Consider the following 19805-nt stretch of genomic DNA (forward strand, 5'->3'; position numbering starts at 1 on the left):
GAAACGAGACCGATTATGGATAACTTGCGCTTCTCTTCTGCGCCGACAGCAGATTCCATTGATGCATCGATCGCTGAACGCTACCCGGACTGCGAACCTGTCGCGGTGATCGGCTACGCCTGCCATTTTCCTGAAGCGCCCGATGGCGAAACGTTCTGGCAAAACGTGCTGGAAGGCCGTGAATGCAGCAGGCGCTTTACCCGCGAGGCGCTGCTGGCCGCCGGTCTGGATGCCGCGGTGATTGACGATCCTCATTACGTCAATATCGGGACGGTTTTAGACAACGCCGACTGCTTCGACGCCGCCCTGTTTGGCTACTCGCGGCAAGAAGCCGAATCTATCGATCCGCAGCAGCGGCTGTTTTTGCAGGCGGTCTGGCATGCGCTGGAGCATGCCGGCTATGCCCCCGGCGCCGTCCCCCACAAGACCGGCGTTTTCGCCTCTTCCCGGATGAGCACCTATCCCGGCCGCGAAGCCCTGAACGTCACGGAAGTCGCGCAGGTCAAGGGTCTGCAGTCGCTGATGGGTAATGATAAGGACTATATTGCCACCCGCGCCGCGTATAAGCTCAATCTGCACGGCCCGGCGCTATCGGTACAGACCGCCTGCTCCAGTTCGCTGGTTGCGGTGCATCTGGCCTGCGAAAGTTTGCGCGCGGGGGAGTCCGATATGGCGGTGGCCGGCGGCGTGGCGCTCTCTTTCCCCCAGCAGGCGGGCTACCGCTACCAGCCCGGGATGATTTTCTCTCCCGATGGCCACTGTCGCCCTTTTGACGCCTCGGCAGAAGGCACCTGGGCCGGCAACGGTCTCGGCTGCGTGGTACTGCGCCGCCTGAGAGATGCGCTGCTGTCAGAGGATCCGATTATTGCCGTGATCCTCTCCAGCGCGGTCAACAACGACGGTAGCCGAAAAGTGGGTTATACCGCGCCGTCGGTGGCAGGACAGCAAGCGGTCATCGAAGAGGCGTTAATGCTGGCGGCGATCGATGACAGACAGATTGGCTACATTGAAACCCACGGTACCGGCACGCCGCTGGGAGACGCGATTGAAATTGAAGCGCTGCGCAACGTTTATGCGCCCCGCCCGCCGCATCAGCGCTGCGCGCTCGGTTCGGTAAAAAGCAATGTTGGCCATCTGGATACGGCGGCCGGGATTGCCGGGTTGCTGAAAACCATCCTCGCGGTCAACTGCGGACAAATTCCGCCGATGCTAAATTTTGCCACGCCAAACCCGGCGCTCAAGCTCGACGAAAGCCCGTTCACCGTACCGGTGACGGCCCAGACGTGGCAGGACGAAATACGCTACGCGGGCGTCTCCTCCTTTGGCATTGGCGGCACAAACTGCCACATGATCGTCGCCTCGCTGCCCGATGAGCTCAAATTACCGTTGCCTGGTGCGGATGACGGTAGCAGGAGCACCGCGCTGCTGCTCAGCGCCGCCAGCGACACCGCGTTGCGGCAGCTGGCTACGGACTATGCTCGGGCGCTGAGGGAAAACGCGGATGCCAGTAATCTGGCCTTCACGGCTTTGCGCGCCCGCCGTCTCGATCTCCCCTTTCGTCTGGCGACGGCATTAAATGATGATACCGCCGCTGCCCTTAGCGCCTGGGCTGGAGAACAGGCCGGGGCGCCGGTTTATAGCGGCCACGGCGTCAGCGGTAAGCAGGTGTGGCTGTTTACCGGGCAGGGCTCGCACTGGCGGACCATGGGCCACGCCATGTGCCAGCGTTCGAAGGTGTTTGCCGACACGCTTGAACGCTGTTTTTCCGCCTGTCGTGAAATGCTCACGCCCTCCCTGCGCGACGCGATGTTTAATCCCGACTCGGCGCAGCTGGAGGAGATGACCTGGGCGCAGCCGGCCATCGTTGCCTTTGAAATCGCCATGGCGGCGCACTGGCGCGCCGAGGGATTGCAGCCGGATTACGCCATCGGTCACTCGGTGGGCGAATTTGCCGCCGCCGTGGTCTGCGGACACTATACGATTGAACAGGTTATGCCGCTGGTTTGCCGCCGCGGGGCGCTGATGCAGCTGTGCGCAAACGGCGCGATGGTGGCGGTGTTCGCGCAAGAAGAGGCGCTGATGCCGCTGGCCCGCCAGTTTGAGCTGGATCTGGCGGCCAACAACGGCACCCGGCATACGGTCTTTTCCGGGCCGGAAGCCCGTATTGCGGAATTTTGCGCCGCGCTTTCGCAGCGTGATATCAGCTATCGTCGCCTGAGCGTTTCCGGCGCGGCGCACTCCGCCTTACTGGAGCCGATACTCGATCGTTTTCAGGACGCCTGCGCCGGGCTGCACGCAGAGCCCGGGCAGCTACAGCTTATTTCCACCCTCACCGCCGGGGCCATAGATGCGTCGACGCTCAATCAGGCGGATTACTGGCGCCGCCATATGCGCCAGCCGGTGCGCTTTATCCAGAGTATTCAGGCGGCGCACAAGCTCGGCGCCCGCGTTTTTATAGAGATGGGACCCGATGCCCAGCTGATTACCTCCGGACAGCGCGAATACCGGGATAACGCTTACTGGATAGCCAGCGCCCGCCGTAACCAGGAGGCGAGCGCTGTCCTGAATCAGGCGCTGCTCCAGCTGTACGCCGCCGGCGTCACCCTGCCGTGGGCAGACTTACTGGCGGGCAATGGGCAACGTATCTCTGCGCCACGCTATCCGTTCGCGACCGAGCGTTACTGGAAAGAGCACGTTTCCAACGTCTGCGAGCCTGACGACGTCGTGCTGTCCGCCGGCGCTGAGGTGGCGAGTCGCGCCGCGGCAGCGCTCGATCTTCCCCGGCTGGAAGCGCTTAAACGCTGCGCCACGCGGCTACACGCCATCTATGTCGATCGGCTGGTACAACGCTGTGCGGACGATGCCATTGCCAGCGGCGTCGACGCCATGACCATTATGCGCCGAGGCCGTCTGCTGCCGCGCTACCAGCAGCTGCTTCAACGCCTGCTGAATAACTGCGTGGCCGACGGCGACTACCGCTACGCTAACGGGCGTTATTTCCGCGCCCGCCCGATTGAACATGAGCAGAGGGAAGCTCTGCTGGCGGAGCTTGCTGGCTATTGTGAAGGTTTTCAGGCTATTCCCGAGACCATCGCCCGCGCCGGCGAACGGCTGTATGAAATGATGAGCGGCGAGGAAGAGCCGGTGGCGATCATCTTCCCGCAGGGCGCCTCCGACGGCGTGGAGGTCCTCTATCAGGAATTCAGCTTTGGCCGCTATTTCAACCAAATCGCCGCCGGTATCTTACGCGGTCTCGTCCAGACGCGTCAGCCCCAGCGCCCTTTACGAATCCTGGAAGTCGGCGGCGGTACCGGCGGCACCACCGCGTGGCTGCTGCCGGAACTCAACGGCGTTCCGGCGCTGGAGTACCACTTCACCGATATCTCCGCCCTGTTTACCCGCCGCGCCCAGCAGAAATTCGCCGACTATGGCTTTGTGCGCTACCACGAACTGGATCTCGAAAAAGAGGCGCAGTCCCAGGGGTTCCAGGCAAACTCATACGATCTTATCGTGGCGGCGAACGTAATCCACGCCACTCGCCATATTGGCCGCACGCTCGATAATCTGCGCCCTCTGCTCAAACCGGGCGGACGCCTGCTGATGCGCGAAATCACCCAGCCAATGCGTCTGTTTGATTTCGTTTTTGGCCCGCTGGTGCTTCCGCTCCAGGATATCGACGCCCGCGAAGGCGAGCTCTTCCTCACCCCCCAACAGTGGCAGCAGCAGTGTCGCCGTGCCGGATTCAGCAAAGTGACGTGGCTACCGCAGGAGGGTAGCCCGACCGCCGGTATGAGCGAACATATCATTCTCGCCACGCTGCCCGGTCAGGGGATATCCTCGTCATCAGCATCCGCACTGGGGCAGACGTTGCCGGATAATGCTGATGATCTCGCCGACTGGTCCGATTGCGCGGGTCAGCCGGAACGGTTTAACGCCCGCTGGCAGGAGGCCTGGCGGCGGCTCTCAGCACGGCACGGCGACAATTCCCCCGTGGAACCGCCCCAGGTCAGCCCCCCGCAGTGGCTGGGGGAGGTGCGCTTAAGCTGGCGAAACGCCGCCTTTTCCCGCGGCGAGATGCGCGTGGAAGCCCGTCATCCTGATGGCGAGTGGCTGCCGCTGGCTCCCGCCGCGCCTGTTCCTGCGCCGCAGACGCATTATCAATGGCGCTGGACGCCCTTCAGCGCCGCCAGCGATGGCCGCCCACTGGCATTTCGCTTCAGCGCCGGTACGCTTGCGCACGAAAATGAGCTGGCGCAATGCGGTATCCTTCACGATCCGCAGGCCGCTTCGGTGCTCATGATTGTCGAGGAGAGCGAACAGACGCTGGCGTTAGCGAAACAAGTGAAGGAGGCCCTGACCACCGGCGCCGGAGGATTGATTGCGATCACTCGCCGCGCGTGGCAGGTTGAGGAGAATGAGGCGCTCGCCGCGTCTCATCACGCTCTGTGGGCTTTGCTTCGCGTCGCGGCCAATGAACAGCCGGAACGCTTGATTGCCGCCATCGATCTGGCCGAAAACACGCCATGGGAAACGCTGCGTCAGGGATTGAGCGCCGTCTCCCTTTCTCAGCGCTGGCTCGCCGCAAGGGGCAACGCCCTCTGGCTCCCCTCCCTGGCGCCGAATCCAGGGCGCGCCGCCGATCTTCCGGCAAATGTCTTCGCTGGCGATACCCGCTGGCATCTGGTGACCGGCGCGTTTGGCGGATTGGGCCGCCTTGCCGTTAACTGGCTCAAGGAAAAAGGGGCGCAACGTATTGCCCTGCTGGCGCCGCGCGTGGATGCCTCCTGGCCGGGCGACATCGAGGGCGTGCAAATCCGCGTCTGCCGTTGTGATGTTGGCAACGCCCGACAGCTGACCAGGGTTCTCGATAAGCTGGCGGGCGATGGCGGCATTGCCGGGGCGATCCACGCCGCAGGCGTATTGGCTGATGGGCCGCTGCAGGATCTGGACGATCGCCAGTTGGCCGCGGTTTTCGCGGTGAAAGCGCAGGCGGCAGACCAGCTGCGGCAAAGCCTGAGCAACCACAACGCACGCTATCTTATTCTTTACTCCTCCGCAGCCGCCGCCCTCGGCGCGCCGGGTCAGAGCGCCCATGCGCTGGCCTGCGGCTATCTGGACGGGCTGGCGCGGCAACATACTTCTGATGATACTCCGAAAACGATAACCATTGCCTGGGGCGCCTGGGGGGAAAGCGGTCGGGCGGCCACGCCGGAAATGCTGGCGACGCTGGCCAGCCGCGGCATGGGCGCGTTAAGCAATGCCGAAGGCTGCTGGCATCTGGAACAGGCAGTGATGCGCGGTGCTCCATGGCGGCTGGCGATGCGTGTTTTCAGCGACAACATGCCTCCGCTACAACAGGCCCTGTTCCATAGCGGGTCCGCAGAAAAAGCCGCAGTGCCGGTCAGCCCTCCTGCGGATGACAACGTCTTTATCGGCAACCTGAGCGATGAAACGGCGGTAATGACATGGCTGAAAAAACGCATCGCGGTTCAGTTACGGCTAAGCGATCCGGTATCGCTGCAGGCAAATCAGGATCTATTGCCGCTGGGCATGGATTCGCTGCTCTTCCTTGAGCTCAGTAGCGATATTCAGCACTACCTGGGCGTGCGCATCAATGCGGAACGGGCGTGGCAGGATCTGTCGCCGCGCGGGCTCACGCAGCTTATCTGTTCTATACCAGAGAAGACGCCTGCCGCTTCGCAGCCGGAAGCGTTACGGCACGACGCCGATGAGCGTTATGCCCCCTTCCCTCTGACGCCGATTCAGCACGCCTACTGGCTGGGAAGAACCCATCTTATTGGTTATGGCGGCGTTGCCTGTCACGTGCTGTTTGAGTGGGATAAACGCCACGATGAACTCGACCTCTCCCTACTGGAGAAAGCATGGAACCAGCTTATTGCCCGTCACGATATGCTGCGAATGGTGGTGGATGCCGACGGCCAACAGCGCGTTCTGGCGACAACCCCGACGTATCGCATCCCGCGCGACGATCTGCGCGCGCTCTCCCCGCAGGAGCAGCGCCTGGCGCTGGAAAAACGGCGGCAGGAACTGAGCTATCGCGTTTTACCCGCCGACCAGTGGCCTCTTTTTGAACTGGTGGTCAGCGAAATCGACGATTGTCGCTATCGCCTGCACATGAACCTCGATCTTCTGCAGTTCGATGTGCAGAGTTTTAAAGTTATGATGGACGATCTGGCGCAGGCCTGGCGCGGAGAGACGCTGGCGCCGCTCGATATCACCTTTCGCGATTATGTGATGGCTGAACAGGCGCGCCGGCAGACGGCGGCATGGCACGATGCCTGGGAGTACTGGCAGGAAAAACTACCGCAATTACCCCTGGCGCCGGAACTGCCGGTGGTGGAGACGCCGCCGGAAATTCCACACTTCACCACGTTCACCTCAACGATCGGCAAGCCTGCGTGGCAGGCCGTTAAGCAGCGCTGGCAGCAGCAAGGGCTCACCCCTTCTGCCGCGCTGCTCACGCTGTTTGCCGCCACCCTCGAGCGCTGGAGCCGCACCGCTGAATTTACCCTGAACCTGACTTTCTTTAATCGCCAGCCGGTTCATCCGCAAATTAACCAGTTGATTGGTGATTTTACCTCCGTCACGCTGGTCGATTTTAACTTCACCGCGCCGGCGACGCTGCAAGAGCAGATGCAACGAACCCAGCAGCGCCTGTGGCAGAACATGGCGCACAGCGAAATGAACGGCGTCGAGGTGATCCGCGAGCTGGGGCGCCTGCGCGGATCGCAGCATCAACCGCTGATGCCGGTGGTGTTTACCAGCATGCTGGGAATGACGCTGGAAGGCATGGCTATCGATCGGGCGATGAGTCGCCTGTTCGGTGAACCCTGCTATGTGTTCACGCAAACGCCACAGGTCTGGCTGGATCATCAGGTCATGGAGAGCGATGGCGAGTTAACGTTTAGCTGGTACTGCATGGATAACGTGCTGGAGCCGGGCACAGCGCAAGCCATGTTTACAGACTATTGCGCCATCCTGCAGGCCGCTATTGCCAGCCCTGAAAGCCTGCAGACGATGGCCTGCGGTATTGCCGAACAGAACCCGCGCCGCCGCTGGCCGCTCAACGCGCAGACGGACTACGATTTGCGGGATATTGAGCAGGCAACGCTGGACTATCCCGGTATCCAGCGGGCCAGAGTGGAACTAAGCGAAAATGGCGCATTAACGCTGGATATCGTCATGGCCGAGGGGCCGTCGCCCTCCGCGCTCGCCCCGGCTGAGCGCGATCTCGCCTCGCTGGCGCTGCCGTTGCCTGAGCAGGCGCAACTTGATGAACTGGACGCGACCTGGCGCTGGCTGGAGGCGCGTGCGCTACGAGGGATCGCCGACACGCTGACTCGCCATGGTTTATTCACCTCGCCGGAGAGCGCCCATCGCTTTAGCGAAATTGTACAGGCGCTGGCCGCGCAGGGGGCCCGGCGACGGCTGCTGCGCCAGTGGCTACAGTGTTTGACGGAAAGAGAATGGTTGGCCCGCGAGGGGGATAGCTGGCGCAGCCGCATGGCGTTCAGCGAGATCCCCGGGCCGCAGGATGCCTGCCCGCCAACCCAATGGAGTCAGGCGCTGGCGCAGTATCTGGACGCCTCTATTTCCCGCCACGACGACCTTTTCTCCGGGCAGTGTTCGCCGCTGGAACTGCTGTTCAATGAGCCGTTGCGCGTAACCGACGCGCTGTATCGCGAAAACCCCGCCAGTGCCTGTCTGAATCGCTATACCGCACAGATTGCCGCCCTGTGCGGCGCAGAACGCATCCTCGAGGTGGGCGCCGGAACCGCAGCCACCGCGGAGCCGGTGCTGAAGGCCACGCAAAGCACGCGACGTTCATACCATTTCACCGATGTCTCCACGCAGTTCCTCAACGATGCCCGGAGCCGTTTCCACGATCAATCGCGGGTTTCTTACGCCTTATTCGACATTAACCAGCCGCTGGATTTCGCCGCCCATCCGGCAGAAGGATACGACCTGATTATTGCCGTCAATGTGCTTCACGACGCCAGTCATATCGTTCAGACGTTGCGCCGATTAAAGCTGCTGCTGAAAACCGGCGGACGTTTGCTGATCGTCGAGGCGACGGAGCGAGACAGCGTATTTCAGCTGGCGAGCGTCGGCTTTATCGAGGGATTGAGCGGATACCGTGATTTCCGCCGCCGGGATGAGAAACCCATGCTCGCCCGTTCGGCGTGGCAGGAAGTGCTTGTGCAAGCCGGGTTTGTCAACGAGCTGGCGTGGCCGACGCAGGAATCCTCGCCTCTGCGCCAGCATCTGCTGGTCGCGCGTTCGCCTGGCGTGAATCGACCGGATAAAGCAGCCGTAAGACGCTATCTGCAGCAGCGTTTTGGCTCCGGCCTGCCCGCATTACGGATTCGCCAACAAGAAGCGTTACTTGCGCCGCTGCGTACCCCGTCCGTTGCGCAGATTGCCCCAGCCGAATCGACCCCGGTCGCCGGGGGCGATCCGACGCTGGAAAAACAGGTCGCTGAACTCTGGCAATCGCTACTTTCTCGCCCCGTGGCCAGACATCACGACTTTTTTGCGCTGGGCGGCGACAGTCTGATGGCGACAAGGATGGTCGCGCAGCTGAACCGCAGAGGAATTGCCAGCGCCAGCCTTCAGGATCTGTTCACCCATTCAACGCTCAGCGACTTCTGCGCCCATCTGCAGGCCTGTTCGTCGGCAGAGGACAATCCTGTGCTCATTTGCCACGGCGCGGGTGATGAAACGTTGTTTATTTTCCACGCTTCCGACGGCGATATCAGCGCCTGGCTGCCGCTTGCCCGGGCGCTGGACAGGCGCGTATTCGGCCTGCAGGCAAAATCGCCGCAGCGTTTTGCCACGCTTGATCGGATGATCGATGAGTATGTCGCATCCATCCGTCGCCAGCAGCCACACGGCCCCTATGTGCTGGCGGGATGGTCGTACGGCGCTTTTCTTGCAGCTGGCGCCGCGCAGCGTCTGTACGCCAAAGGCGAGCAGGTACGGCTGGCGTTAATCGATCCCGTGTGTCGACAGGATTTTCGTTGCGCCAACCGGACGGCCCTGCTGCGGCTGTTAGCCGAAGGGAATACGCCGCTGGCGCTGCCGGAACATTTTGACCGGCTGACGCCCGCCCGCCAGCTTGCCGTCTTCATCGACCTTTCCAGAACGGCGGGAATGGTGCCGCAAAACCTGACGCGGCAAGCGGCAGAAACGTGGATCGACAACATCGCGCATCTGCTGCGTTTACTGGCCGGGCATACGCCGGGCGAAGCCGTTGCGCTTCCCTGCCTCATCCTGCATGCCGTAATGAGACCCGCGCGCTGGACGCCAGCGGAGACCGAATGGCGGGCCTGGATGGACCGCGCCGACCGCTATGCGATTAAAGCCAGTCACTGGCAAATCATGCTGGAGCCCCCCCACGTTCAGGCTTGCTCGCAGCATATCCAGCGCTGGCTTGGCGCAACCTCAACGCAACCGGAGAACACCTTATGATGCCGTCCACCTTCGACAAACAACGCGTACTGATTGTGGGCGCCAAATTCGGCGAAATGTACCTTAACGCCTTTATGCAGCCCCAGGAGGGGCTCGAACTGGTTGGCCTGCTGGCCCAGGGAAGCCCGCGCGCAAAAGAGCTGGCCCAGGCGTTTGGTATCCCGCTGTATACCTCGCTCGAACAGATAAAGGAGATGCCGGATATCGCCTGTATCGTCGTGCGCTCGACCGTCGCCGGCGGGAGCGGAACGCAGCTTGCCCGGCACTTTTTAACTCACGGCGCGCACGTTATTCAGGAGCATCCCCTCCACCCGGATGATGTCCGTTCATTACAAGCGCTGGCGCAGGAACAGGGGCGTTGCTATTGGGTCAATACGTTTTATCCGCACGCGCTTGCCGGTCGCGAGTGGCTCAGGGACGCGGAGCAGTTACGTCGCTGTCTGGATCGGGGGCCGTCGATTGTCCATGCCACCACCAGCCGGCAGTTGCTCTACTCCACTCTCGATTTATTGCTGCTGGGTCTGGGCGTGGATGCCGCCAGCGTGGCGTGCGAAGTGGTCGGCAGCTTCAGCGACTTTCACTGTCTGAGACTCTACTGGCCGGAGGGAGAGGCGTGCCTGCTGCTTCAGCGCTATCTCGATCCTGACGATCCGGATATGCACAGCCTGATTATGCACCGTCTGCTGCTGGGATGGCCGGAAGGATATCTTTCGCTGGAGGCGAGCTACGGCCCCGTCATCTGGTCATCCAGCCTGTTTGTCGCCGAACATCAGGAGAATGCTCGCAGCCTCTACCGCAGACCGGAGATCCTGCGCGACCCGCCGGGTCAGACGCGCAGCCCGGCGCCCCTGAGCTGGCGTGATTGCTGTGAAACCGCCGGGCCTGAGGGCGTCGGAAGATTACTCCATCAGCTGCGCAGCCATCTGGCGGGCGAAAATGCGCCTGCCGCCTGCCACGGCGCTCATCAGCTGGCGGTGTCGTACCTATGGCAGCAGATTTTACGCGCGACCGGCAATGCCGAGATCCGCCACCTGAAGCCGCCGCGTCATGAACGGTTAACGGCTTTCTACCGCCACGATGAGGAGTCCCGATGATGCAATCTGCCATGTGTACTCCGTTATGGCCCGCCCGCAGCGCCAGTACGGCGCATCTGGTGATGTGCCCCTTCGCGGGCGGCAGCAGTAGCGCGTTTCGCTGCTGGCGAGAGCAGCCTATGGCGGACATCGCGCTTTCCCTGGTAACCTGGCCGGGACGCGATCGCCTGCGCCATCTGACGCCGCTCAACAGCATTATGCCGCTGGCGGTACGGCTGGCGAACGAACTGCAACAGAGCGTATCTCCTGAGGCGCCGCTGCTGCTCGCCGGGCACAGTATGGGCGCGCAGGTGGCGTTTGAAACCTGTCGCCTTCTGGAGCAACGAGGACATGCGCCGCATGGCCTGATTATTTCGGGGTGCCATGCTCCTCATCTCCATTCCGAACGCCGACTCAGCCATCGCGATGATGCCGACTTTATCGCTGAGCTGATAGATATTGGCGGATGTTCGCCTGAGCTGCGGGAAAACGAGGAGTTAATATCGCTGTTTCTTCCCCTCCTGCGCGCCGATTTTTACGCCACCGAGCATTATCATTACGACTCGCCCGATCGCGCCTCGCCACTGCGCACGCCTGCGCTGCTCATATGCGGCAGCCGCGACCGCGAAGCCTCCCGGCAGCAGGTCGACGCCTGGCGTCAGTGGCTGACCCACGTTACCGGGCCGGTCACAATCGACGGCGATCACTTCTATCCCATTCAACAATCCCGCGCCTTCTTTACGCAGATTGTCCGCCATTTTCCCGACGCATTTTCGACGCTGACCGCTGTGCAAAAACAGTCCAGTACTTCTGAAAGGTGACGCATGCACGCTTCTTTTAACACTCTGATTGAACAGTATCCCTTACCTATTGCCGCACAGCTGCGCTGCTGGGCGGCGCGTTATTCCACGCAAACAGCGCTCGTTGATGACGGGGGCGCGCTAAGCTACAGCGAGCTTGATGTCCGGGTCGACCAGCTTGCCGCAGGGTTAGACTCGCTGGGGTTGCGTTCAGGACAGCATGTGATTGTGCAGCTTCCAAACGGCAACGCCTTCGTGATCCTGTTGTTCGCCTTGTTAAGACTCGGCGCGATCCCCGTTCTGGCGATGCCCTCCCAGCGGGAGCTGGATATCGACGCGCTGATCGCGCTGGCGCAACCCGTCGCTTATTTTATTCACGGGGAAAACCATGCAGGGCTGGGCCGCCAGATGATGCATAAACACGCCTGCTTGCGTCATGTTCTGACCATCGAACAATGCGCAGATGACGAATTTACGCCGCTGTTCTCGCTGCGCGGCGAGCTTCAGGCGTGGCGGCAGCCCGAGGTTTCCGCCACCGCGCTGCTGCTGCTTTCAGGCGGCACCACCGGGACGCCAAAGCTTATTCCGCGACGGCACGCCGACTATAGCTATAACTTCAGCGCCTCTGCCGAACTGTGCGGCATCAACGCCCAAAGCGTATATCTCGCCGTCCTTCCCGTGGCGCATAATTTTCCGCTGGCCTGTCCCGGTATTCTGGGAACGCTTGCCTGCGGCGGGAAGGTGGTGCTGACCAACAGCGCCAGCTGCGATGAGGTGATGCCATTAATCGCCGAATGCCGGGCGACGCACGTCGCGCTGGTGCCGGCCCTGGCGCAGCTCTGGGCGCAGGCCAGAGAGTGGGAAGAGAGCGATCTCTCTTCGCTGCGCGTCATTCAGGTGGGCGGCGCCCGCCTCGATCCGACGCTGGCAGAGCAGATCATCGCCACCTTTAACTGCACCCTGCAGCAGGTATTCGGCATGGCGGAGGGGCTGCTTTGCTTTACCCGTCTCAACGATCCGCTGGTCAGCGTTCTCCATAGCCAGGGGCGCCCGCTATCTCCCCTGGATGAAATTCGCGTCGTTGACGAAGAAGAGAACGACGTTGCGCCTGGCGAAACCGGACAGTTATTAACGCGCGGCCCTTACACGATTTCGGGCTATTATCGCGCTCCCGAGCACAATGCCCGGGCCTTTACCGCGCAAGGATTTTACCGTACGGGCGATAATGTCAGGCGCGATGAGGCGGGAAACCTGTACGTTGAGGGACGCATAAAAGAGCAGATCAACCGCGCCGGAGAGAAAATTGCCGCGGCGGAAGTGGAAGCGGCGCTGATGCGTCTGGAGGCGGTAAAGGATTGCGCCGTGGTTGCCGCGCCGGACACGCTGCTTGGCGAGCGAATTTGCGCGTTTATCAACGCGCAGCAGACGCCATTTGACTATCAACAGTTGCGTCACCAGCTAACCCAGCTGGGGCTCAGCGCGTGGAAAATTCCGGACCAAATTGAGCTTCTGACCCACTGGCCGCTCACCGCCGTCGGCAAGGTAGATAAAAAACGCCTGACGGCGCTCGCCACCGAGCGTTGTCGCCATACGTCACAATAAGCGCAACCCTACCCGAAACAGGTGGAAATAAACCCGTTTCGGGTAGCAGCACAATTAGAAATAGTTATCATTTTCAATTCACCGTTGTGGCTATTTTTGGCGTTTCGCCGTTTTACAGGGACTCATAACAATGAAAATGACACGGTTTTACCCTCTGATTGTGGGAGGGTTTCTGCTCCCGGGCATGGCTCATGCCCAGACTGCACAGCAAGACGAAACCACGCTGGTGGTCACCGCCAGTAAACAGTCTTCCCGCTCGGCATCAGCCAATAACGTCTCTTCTACCGTTATCAGCGCGACGGAGTTAAGCGACGCAGGCGTTACCGCCAGCGACAAACTCCCCCGAGTGTTGCCCGGACTCAATATTGAAAATAGCGGCAATATGCTTTTTTCAACGATCTCGCTTCGCGGCATCTCTTCTGCCCAGGACTTCTATAACCCTGCCGTCACCCTGTATGTCGACGGGGTTCCCCAGCTATCTACTAACACCATCCAGGCGCTAACCGATGTGCAAAGCGTGGAGCTGCTGCGGGGTCCCCAGGGAACCTTGTATGGCAAAAGCGCTCAGGGCGGGATTATCAACATCGTCACGCAGCAGCCGGACAGTACCCCGCGCGGCTATATTGAAGGCGGCGTCAGCAGCCGCGACAGCTATCGTAGCAAGTTCAACCTGAGCGGCCCTCTTCAGGATGGTCTGCTCTATGGCAGCGTAACGCTGTTACGCCAGGTTGATGACGGCGAGATGATTAACCCTGCGACGGGAAGCGATGATTTAGGCGGCACCCGCGCCAGCATAGGGAATGTGAAACTGCGTCTGGCGCCGGACGAGCAGCCCTGGGAAATGGGGTTTGCCGCCTCGCGCGAATGTACTCGCGCGACACAGGATGCCTATGTGGCATGGAATGATATTAAGAGCCGTAAACTGTCGATCGACCCGGGGTCGCCGGACCCGTATATGCGGCGCTGCACTGAGAGCCAGACGCTCAGCGGGAAATACAGCACCGAGGACTGGGTTTTCAATCTGATCGGCGCCTGGCAGCAGCAGAATTATTCACGCACTTTTCCTTCCGGCTCACTGATCGTCAATATGCCCCAACGCTGGAATCAGGATGTGCAGGAGCTACGCGCCGCGACTCTCGGCGAGACGCGGACCGTGGATATGGTGTTCGGATTGTACCGGCAGAATACCCGGGAGAAGCTAAATTCAGCCTACGATATGCCGACAATGCCCTATTTAAGCAGCACCGGCTACACCACCGCCGAAACGCTGGCCGCCTACAGCGATCTGACCTGGCATTTAACCGATCGTTTTGACATCGGCGGCGGCGCGCGTTTCTCACATGATAAAGCCAGCACGCAGTATCACGGCAGTATGCTCGGTAACCCCTTTGGCGATCGTGGTAAAAGCAGTGATGACCACGTGCTCGGACAGCTCTCCGCAGGCTATATGCTGACCGACGACTGGCGGGTGTATACCCGCGTAGCGCAGGGATATAAACCTTCCGGATATAATATCGTGCCTACCGCAGGCCTTGATGCCAGGCCGTTCAGCGCGGAAAAATCCATCAACTACGAAATTGGCACCCGCTACGAGACCGCCGACGTCACGCTGCAAGCCGCGACGTTTTATACCCACACCAAAGATATGCAGCTCTACTCTGGTCCGGTCGGGATGCAGACCTTAAGCAACGCGGGGAGAGCCGACGCCACCGGCGTTGAGCTTGAGGCAAAATGGCGGTTTGCGCCCGGCTGGTCATGGGACATCAATGGCAACATGATCCGTTCCGAATTCACCAATGACAGTGAGCTGTATCACGGCAACCGGGTGCCGTTTGTTCCGCGTTACGGCGCGGGGAGCAGCGTGAACGGCATGATTGATACCCGTTATGGGGCGCTGATGCCCCGACTGGCGGTGAATCTGGTAGGACCGCATTATTTCGATGGCGATAACCAGCTGCGGCAAGGGACTTACGCCACCCTCGACAGCAGCCTGGGCTGGCAGGCGACTGAACGGATGAATATTTCCGTCTATGTCGATAATCTGTTCGATCGCCGTTACCGTACCTACGGCTATATGAACGGCAGCAGCGCTGTCGCGCAGGTCAATATGGGCCGCACCGTGGGGATCAATACGCGCATTGATTTCTTCTGACAATCGATAGAGGGGGGCGATTAGCGCATCCCCTTCACCGCTGACTCACCGCTGGGTTTGACCGCCTCCGGTCGGGAGCATAAGCTGCAGAACAGGATAGCGTTCCAGCCAGCGTTTTTCCGCCACGCGCTGGCGGAAAATATTCAGCTTATCGCCCTCAAATTCCGGCGTTGGCCGCAGGCGACGTTCAAACAGATCGTCGAGTCCGTAAGGCGCAATGACCTCAATAAGGCCAGAGCGCCCTATTCTGACCGCGATGGCCGTCGCCGTCTCAGGCCAGTAGCTAAGCGCATTCTCCGTTGAATGATAAGGTTGATTACCGTTACGCTGGTGCATTCTGGCCTGATTCTTCACCGACCAGTTAAAGGCGGGCGACCGTTGGCAAAGCCCCACTTCCAGCGCGTTATCGTGGGCAGCACTGCAGCTTTTCGGATCGAACCAGACAACATCCACATCACCCGAAACCGGCCTTTGACCGTATCCGTGCAGATGATCCCAAACCGCATCTCTGACCAGGCCGGCACCGATCCAGCCATCGTTGAGTTCGAGCGCCTGAACGGCATAAAGCGCCTCCATTCTGAGCGGGTCGCTGAATAATAATCTCTGTAATTCGTCCTGATATTTCATTCTTCGCCTGGTGCCGTCTGATTGCCTGGCGACAAATCTGCCTGATGGCAGAGTGGTTATCAACCTTCCGATTATCTTGTATGATGGCGAACAATTATCGTCTCACTCTTAAAGGTGGCCAGGTGCTTGATCTAAAGCTAAGAGAAGTGAATAACAATCTGTCCGCCAAAGAGCGTCTTGTCGCCGACTATATTCTGGCGAATAAGCCGCTGCTAAAAAGCATGAGCATTCAGACCCTGGCCAAAGCGAATGATGTCAGCACCACAACCATCCTGCGTCTCTGCCACAAACTCGGCTATCAGGGTTTCAGCGATCTTAAAATTGATCTGATCACCTCTTCTGGTCATCCCCAGCACGACAAGGTTTTACAGGAGGATATCAATCTTGATGACTCTGTAGAGAGCGTCAATCATAAAATCCAGCTGATTGAAAAATCCTCCATTGATGAGACCCATGCCATCGTGAATATCGAACAGCTAGAGCTGGCGATAGCGCTGATCAGGAAGAGTAATAAGATCGTGATTTACGGTGCCGGCAGCAGCGGACTCGTCGGTAAAGAGCTGGAGTATCAGCTCATCAAAATAAAGAAAGACGTGAGCTGTCACGCGGATTACAGTATCCAGTACAGCATCGTCAATACGCTGGATGAGCATGACCTGGTGATTATTCTCTCCCATTCCGGCGAAAACCTGGAAAGCGTTAAGCTGCTGACCATGGCTCAGCAGCTGGGCGTTCCGTCAATTGCTATCACCAAAATGGGGCAAAGCCGCATCTCTGCTCTCGCTACCGTTCTGTTACACACCATCACCAGCGAAAGCGTATCTCGCCTGATCCCTATCCGTTCAAAAATGTCGCAGCTCTCGGTTATCAATATGCTGGTGACGAATCTCTTTATTCAGCAATACGACGATCGCCTGCTGAAACAAACCCAAAACCGCGCCCAGCGTTTCTACAATCAGAATCACAAATCCTGACGAATAACGCGCTCCAGCCTCCTGCCCTTGCCGTGCCTGCGGCGTCGTAAACCCAACACGGCGCTGAATAACTGAAGAGTGATCACCCTCGCAGAATGAATAAATGGGACTTCTGTCCTGTGTATTCCCTCACCTTAAAGTAATACTATTACTAATATCGAAACAATAAATAGTAACAATGTAACTCAACATCAGCCCGGGAGAACGTATGCAAACTGAAATTCCTGTCATTCTGGTCAGCCACGGTCCTTTTGCCCAGGGGGCGCTTTCCTGTGCGGAAATGCTTATCGGTGAACAGCGCAACGTGTCGGTGATTTCGCTGCAGCCTGAGGCCAATATCAGCGATGTGCGCGCCACGCTGCTCGAGACCTATCTCTCGGTCAATAAGGGAAACGGCGTGGTGATACTGGTCGATATGATGGGCGGTTCGCCATGCAACCTGGCGAGCGAGCTCTTTTTGACCTATCCCGACATCCTGCTGTTCTGCGGGTTCAATATCCCGACGCTGCTGGAAGTGCTCAGCAATCGTGATTTACCGCGCGATGAGATTGCAACAATTATTGAAGACGTTTTCCCGGGTAGCTGTTTTAACGTCGGAAAAACGTTACACGCTGAATACACACAATCGACTGATCTGTAGGGGAAATAAATATGCCGATTAATCTCGCAAGAATTGATGACCGTCTGATTCACGGCCAGGTTATTACCACGTGGGTAAAAAACCACGATATCGAACAAGTGCTCATCATCAACGATAAAGTCGCTGGCGACAAAATCCAGCAATCGGTTTTAACCATGTCCGCGCCGCCCGAATTAAAGGTACAGGTATTCGGCGTGCAGAAATTTATCGAAATCCTGCAAAAAACGGAAATTAAAAGACGCACCATGCTGCTGTTCACTAACAGTATTGATGTAAACACGCTCGTTGAAAACGGGGTGAAAATCGACAAACTCAACGTCGGCGGCATGCGAATGCAGGAAGGCAGAAAGAGTCTTTCCCGCGCCGTCGCGGTAACGCCGGAAGAAGAACAAGCCTTTAAATCGCTAATAGCCAGGAATATACCGGTGGAAATACAGATGGTGCCCAAAGATCCGGTAGTTGATCTGCAAACGTTAATTTAACGCCAGCGCGTATGACGCCTTTTAAAACAGGGAATACTCTATGTTAATTGAAGCTTTTCTGGTCGCCATCTGGGCAGGGATCTGCTCACTGGACGACGTCGGGCCGCAGATGCTGCGTCGCCCGCTTCTGACGGGAACCGTTGCTGGAATTATTATGGGCGATACGGTTCAGGGGCTGGCGATCGCCGCCACGCTGGAGCTGATGTGGATGGGGATCGGCAACGTCGGGGCCTATTCCGCGCCCGACATTATTGCCGGATCAATCATCGGCGTCGCTCTGGGCATTTCCTCCAAAGGCGGTATCGCTGCGGGCATCGCCCTCGCCGTCCCGGTGTCGATACTCTGCCAACAGCTTCTTATCATCTGGCGCTCTTTCGCCAGTTTCCTGAACGTATGGGCGGAGAAGTCCATTCAGGAGGGTGACTATGGTAAGCTGCTGAAAGTCCATTATTTCTCTACGCCGCTGTGGTTTCTGATCCGCGCCGTCCCCTGCTTCCTGGCCGTCTATTTTGGCGGGGACCTGGTGGGTCGGATTCTGGCCGCCATCCCGGAAAGTATTCTGACCGGTATGAGCGTTGCCGCCAAAATGATCCCGGCCATCGGCGTCTGTATCCTCCTCTTAATGCTGCTGAAAGGCCGGATGTGGTTCTTCTTCCTGCTTGGCTTCATGCTCACCACCTATCTGAAGCTGCCGATCATTCCCATTACCTTTATCGCTCTGGCTTTTGCCGTGCTCTATGACATGGCCTACAGCAATGGTCAGAAGGCCGAGAGTTCACCTGCGGAAAAAGAGCAGCAGTCCACTACCGACACTGAAGAAGGATATGACTTATGAGCGATATCGCCTCTTATCGGGTGGCCGAAACCGCAACCCAGGACAAAAAACTGACTAAGCAGGATCTAAACCGTATTTTCTGGAATATCCAGTCAATGTCCTTTTCCTATAACTATGAGAAGTTACAAACCATCGGCTTTGCGCATTGCATGATTCCGGTGCTTGAGCGACTCTACGCTGATGCCGATAAAGCAACGCGCATTAAAGCCATGAAGCGCCACCTTGAGTTTTACAACTCACAGGTGAATACCGGCGCGCTGATCCTTGGCGTCACCGCCGCGCTGGAGGAAAAAACCTCGGAAGAAGAAAAAGAAGCCGTGGTGTCGGTAAAAGCCGGGCTGATGGGACCCTTTGCCGGTCTCGGGGATAGCTTACTCAAATTTACCTGGCTGCCAATCTGCGGCAGTATCGGGGCGGCCTTTGCGCTTCAGGGCAATATTATTGGCCCTCTTCTGATGTTCATCCTGTTTAATATCGTTAACGTCGGCTCAAAATATTTCTTTATCCACTATGGCTATAACAAGGGCGTAGACTTAATCGAGCAGTCGAAAAACTCGAACATTATCCAGCGTATCTCCAACATCGCCAACGTGGTCGGCGTGATGGTGCTGGGGTCGTTAATAGCGACAACCGTAAAAATATCAACTCCGCTGGTTATTGCGGTTGGCGAGCAGTCGATAAAAGTGCAGGAGATGTTCGATAAAGTTATTCCTAACTTGCTGACCCTGCTATTTGCGCTGGGTATCTTTTTCCTCGTCAAAAAATTTAAGGGCAAACATACCGTCGCGCTCATCATCGGCATGATGTGCATCGGCGTCATTTGTTCGATGTTGGGAATTTTAAATTAAGGGAAGATGTATGAATGAAACACCGCAGTTTTCCGTTATTCGTCATAATCATACGCAGCTTGAAATTCATTTTTCCAAAGCATTAGATAACGCCACGCTCTACTGGACGCGAGACCGCGATATTCACACCGCCGAGCGTAACTTGATTACCGATCGTATCTCAGGTCCGGTATATTTTGATGACCCTTTGCAGGCGCGGCAGCGTATCTATTTTATCGTGGAACATGCGCAAAGTTCATGGTTGTTTGGGCTTTGTTGAATAAATCAGATTTCGGGTAAG

General features: G+C 58.5%; 12 protein-coding genes. 11 read left to right on the forward strand and 1 reads right to left on the reverse strand.

Going from position 1 to position 19805, the window contains the following annotated elements:
- The first annotated feature begins 15 nt into the window (after window positions 1–15).
- From irp1 to HMPREF3178_RS05495, 5 genes are all read left to right on the forward strand, one after another.
- Complete coding sequence (irp1, locus tag HMPREF3178_RS05475; protein ID WP_017145876.1) at window positions 16–9492, forward strand: yersiniabactin polyketide synthase HMWP1; 9477 nt, start codon at window positions 16–18, stop codon at window positions 9490–9492.
- Window positions 9489–10586 (forward strand): thiazolinyl imide reductase, encoded by a 1098-nt coding sequence (locus HMPREF3178_RS05480; RefSeq protein ID WP_017145875.1) that lies wholly within the window; start codon window positions 9489–9491, stop codon window positions 10584–10586. Before irp1 ends, HMPREF3178_RS05480 begins: the two co-directional genes overlap by 4 nt.
- On the forward strand, window positions 10583–11386 hold the full coding sequence (locus HMPREF3178_RS05485) for a thioesterase II family protein (protein WP_017145874.1): 804 nt from the start codon (window positions 10583–10585) through the stop codon (window positions 11384–11386). The genes HMPREF3178_RS05480 and HMPREF3178_RS05485 overlap by 4 nt, the downstream gene beginning before the upstream one ends.
- Before the next feature lie 3 nt (window positions 11387–11389).
- On the forward strand, window positions 11390–12967 hold the full coding sequence (locus HMPREF3178_RS05490; RefSeq protein ID WP_017145873.1) for a (2,3-dihydroxybenzoyl)adenylate synthase: 1578 nt from the start codon (window positions 11390–11392) through the stop codon (window positions 12965–12967).
- A gap of 130 nt (window positions 12968–13097) precedes the next feature.
- A complete protein-coding gene (locus HMPREF3178_RS05495) occupies window positions 13098–15119 on the forward strand; it encodes a TonB-dependent receptor (protein WP_070585054.1) in 2022 nt (673 codons plus the stop codon).
- A gap of 45 nt (window positions 15120–15164) precedes the next feature.
- Here the strand turns inward: HMPREF3178_RS05495 and HMPREF3178_RS05500 are convergent, their stop codons facing one another.
- On the reverse strand, window positions 15165–15746 hold the full coding sequence (locus tag HMPREF3178_RS05500; RefSeq protein ID WP_017145871.1) for a nucleotidyltransferase family protein: 582 nt from the start codon (window positions 15744–15746) through the stop codon (window positions 15165–15167).
- Between the two features lie 122 nt (window positions 15747–15868).
- Here HMPREF3178_RS05500 and HMPREF3178_RS05505 point away from each other — a divergent pair, with 122 nt between their 5' ends.
- From HMPREF3178_RS05505 to HMPREF3178_RS05530, 6 genes are all read left to right on the forward strand, one after another.
- A complete protein-coding gene (locus HMPREF3178_RS05505) occupies window positions 15869–16720 on the forward strand; it encodes a MurR/RpiR family transcriptional regulator (protein ID WP_032704848.1) in 852 nt (283 codons plus the stop codon).
- 208 nt (window positions 16721–16928) lie between these two features.
- Entirely contained in the window at window positions 16929–17360 is a 432-nt protein-coding gene (locus tag HMPREF3178_RS05510; RefSeq protein WP_004102113.1) for a PTS sugar transporter subunit IIA, read from the forward strand.
- Window positions 17361–17371: 11 nt separating this feature from the next.
- Window positions 17372–17842 (forward strand): PTS sugar transporter subunit IIB, encoded by a 471-nt coding sequence (locus HMPREF3178_RS05515; protein ID WP_004102114.1) that lies wholly within the window; start codon window positions 17372–17374, stop codon window positions 17840–17842.
- A gap of 40 nt (window positions 17843–17882) precedes the next feature.
- Window positions 17883–18677 (forward strand): PTS mannose/fructose/sorbose/N-acetylgalactosamine transporter subunit IIC, encoded by a 795-nt coding sequence (locus tag HMPREF3178_RS05520; protein WP_017145869.1) that lies wholly within the window; start codon window positions 17883–17885, stop codon window positions 18675–18677.
- Window positions 18674–19525 carry a PTS system mannose/fructose/sorbose family transporter subunit IID gene (locus HMPREF3178_RS05525; protein ID WP_004113118.1) on the forward strand — a complete coding sequence of 284 codons (852 nt, stop codon included), beginning with the start codon at window positions 18674–18676 and terminating at the stop codon, window positions 19523–19525. Before HMPREF3178_RS05520 ends, HMPREF3178_RS05525 begins: the two co-directional genes overlap by 4 nt.
- Before the next feature lie 10 nt (window positions 19526–19535).
- The gene (locus HMPREF3178_RS05530) at window positions 19536–19784 is read left to right on the forward strand and encodes a hypothetical protein (RefSeq protein ID WP_017145868.1); all 249 of its coding nucleotides are present in this window, start codon (window positions 19536–19538) and stop codon (window positions 19782–19784) included.
- Window positions 19785–19805 lie beyond the last annotated feature (21 nt).

It is taken from the genome of Klebsiella sp. HMSC09D12 (assembly GCF_001808475.1).
GTDB lineage: Bacteria > Pseudomonadota > Gammaproteobacteria > Enterobacterales > Enterobacteriaceae > Klebsiella > Klebsiella oxytoca.